At 40.1% G+C, this 2835-nt stretch carries 2 protein-coding genes; both read left to right on the top strand.

Features of this window, described 5'->3' with window-relative positions; all coding sequences use genetic code 11:
* A partial coding sequence (locus tag VN429_RS05690; RefSeq protein ID WP_325630782.1) for a methyl-accepting chemotaxis protein occupies positions 1 to 2054 on the top strand: 2054 nt, incomplete at its 5' end.
* A gap of 268 nt (positions 2055 to 2322) precedes the next feature.
* Positions 2323 to 2835: PAS domain-containing protein (locus VN429_RS05685; RefSeq protein ID WP_325630779.1), on the top strand; the 513-nt coding region annotated here is incomplete at its 3' end.

The raw sequence follows: 2835 nt of genomic DNA, 5'->3' as shown, positions 1-2835 counted from the left end.
AAAATCCTCATGCAATCATAACCATCACTCCCGATTTAAAAATTACAAATGTTAATCCTGCTTTCTCCAGAATTATGGGATATACGTATGAAGAAAGTATCAGGATGAAACTAAGTGATCTTAGGGTTCTTGAGCGGGATGGAGGGTCAATTAGTGAGGGTTTACAGACGAAAAAACCCGTATTTGGTAAATTAATTGCTGATTCTCCTGTAGGTATCAGGCATCTTCAATATGTTTACATCCCGATATTGGACAAAAAAGGAGAAGTCATTAAGTTCCTTGAAATTTTCTCTGATCTCACAGAGCAGCGGAACCTCATTGCATATTATGAGTCTATTCTTGATGCTGTGCCTCTTCCAATTCATGTCACAGATACAGACATGAACTGGACGTACATGAATAAGCCGTTTGAGACTATTCTCCAGAATAACCGGGTGATTCAGGATAGAAAATCTGCATATGGAAAACCCTGCTCAAATGCCAACGCCAATATATGTAAAACTAATGAATGTGGTATTCACCAGCTCAGAACAACCGGAAAGAATGAGACATTCTTTGATTGGATGGGCGCTTCCAACAAGCAAACTACAGCTCCTGTTATAAATGCCAGTGGGGAAACGGTCGGGTATGTCGAGACGGTTCAGGATCTCACTGAGCAGATCAGGATGATTGAGTTCTTACAAAAAGAGGTGGCTCGTCTTTCTGAAAATATTGTGAGATTAAGTGAAGGTAATTTTGATCTGAATATGAAGATGACTGAGTCAGATAAGTATTCAGAGAAAGCAAAAGGGATGTTTGAAGAGATCAATTCAAGTATATCTACCCTCGTCGCTGCACTTCAGAATCTCATTGAGGATGCAAATAATCTTGCAAATGATGCTACTAATGGAAACCTGAAAGCACGGGCAAATATTGAGCAACATCATGGAGAATTCAGAAAGATTGTCGAGGGATTAAATCAGACTCTTGATAGTGTTATTCTGCCAATCAATGAATCACTTAATGTCTGTGAAAATTATGCATCTTATGATTTCACAGTCCGGTTCTCTTCTTCCCTTGATATCAAAGGAGACTGGATTCAGTTTAAGAATGCTCTAAATAAGATTGGTGAGAGTATTTGTGATGCTATCAGTCTTATCAATAAAAATCTCTATGATTTAACAAACAGCGCTGAGGAAGCACACATAAGTGTAGCCGAAGTAGTCACCGGAGCCCAGCAGGTCGCCGTAAATACCGGGAAGGTCAGTCAGAATGCTGATCAAGGTGGAGATGGAATAGTACAGGTTCTCAAGGCGATGGAAGACCTGAATATGACGGTCAGTGCTGTTTCTCAAAAAGCTGAATCTGTATCCGTTGCATCTGATCAGGCAAACAATCTGGCAAAAGACGGGATAAATCTTGCACATCAGTCAGAAAAGGCGATGGAAGATATAACTCATTCAGCCAGGGAAGTTGATACCATTGTCACCGGAATTAATACCCAAATGGATGAGATTGGAAAGATTGTCAGGTTAATTTCAGACATTGCAAACCAGACTAATCTGTTAGCACTAAATGCAGCAATAGAGGCAGCCCGGGCTGGTGAAGCAGGCAGAGGGTTTGCTGTGGTTGCGGCGGAAGTGAAATCACTTGCCCAGGACTCACGAAAATCCGCAGAAAATATTGAGGACATGATTGCAGCTCTTCAAACCAAAGCAAAACAAGCGACACAAGCCATGGGTAAATCAAACCAGGCTGTGCAGGACGGAAGTGCCGCACTAGGGCAGACCCTGACTGCATTCAATAAAATAGCAGATACTATCGAGAATATTAACCGGAATACTGTTGAAGTAGCGTCGGCTTCAGAAGAGCAGGCTGCATCTGTAGAAGAAGTAACAGCCAGTATCCAGGAAGTATCTAACCTCATGCAAAATACCTCACATGAGGCTGGTGATGCTGCTGCTGCAACTGAAGAAGCGAGTGCATCAATCGATGAAGTTGGACGTATTATCAATGGAGTTGTAGGTATCGTTCAGAATATCTCTGAAGAAATGACCAAGTTCAAGGTTGAATAGAACCGGGATAAATTCTAACGATATCTGATGGGTTAAATCAGGAGTTGTAATGAGTAAGATGAGGAGATTCAGATTGATGAGTTACTTATGGGAGGTAGTAACTTTCAATCTTCCTCTTTGATCTAAACAATAAGAGATCATTTTTAATCTCTCCGTATATGTCGTAAATCTGGTAACCTGTCTTATATTGCATTAGAATTCACTTTGATTTTTGTCCTTGAATATAATTTTTAAAAATAATTAGTCCTAACCTCATCGGATGGTTTGTATGAATGAGAAGATAGAAGAAGAACGTACCTGTATTCTTCGAGCTCTGGATAGTGAAGATACCTGTATATCCATATCAGCAATAGCATTGTATACCGGACTAAACCGCCATGCTGTTGCCCGCCATATGGATTCGCTGGAAATGCTTGGAAAGGTAAGAAAACTGGATGTAGGAAGGGCAAAAAAGTATCTGCTAGTTAAAAAAATTCCTGAATATGGGCTTATTGATATCAGTACTGACTTTATTCTTATTGTAAACCCCCAATTGTCAGTTCAATATCTGAATGAAGCAGCAGCCCGGCATTTTAAAACATCTTTACAGGATTGTATCGGGAAGGATATCAGGGCTTTAAAATTTCCTTTGTTATTGCATCGTGACTTTATCAGGACCCTCAATTCATTTACGTATGAAAAATCAGAGAAGGTAACTCTACAGGATAATAATGGGTCCTGGTTTGAGATAACTCTCCTTGGTTTTTCTCTTCTTGCAGCTCCAAACCAGATAGCAATAATC

It is taken from the genome of Methanospirillum sp., assembly GCF_035560735.1.
Taxonomy (GTDB): Archaea; Halobacteriota; Methanomicrobia; order Methanomicrobiales; family Methanospirillaceae; genus Methanospirillum.
The sequence above is the reverse complement of the archived record's forward strand: the minus strand, read 5'-3'. Positions and strand labels throughout refer to the sequence as shown.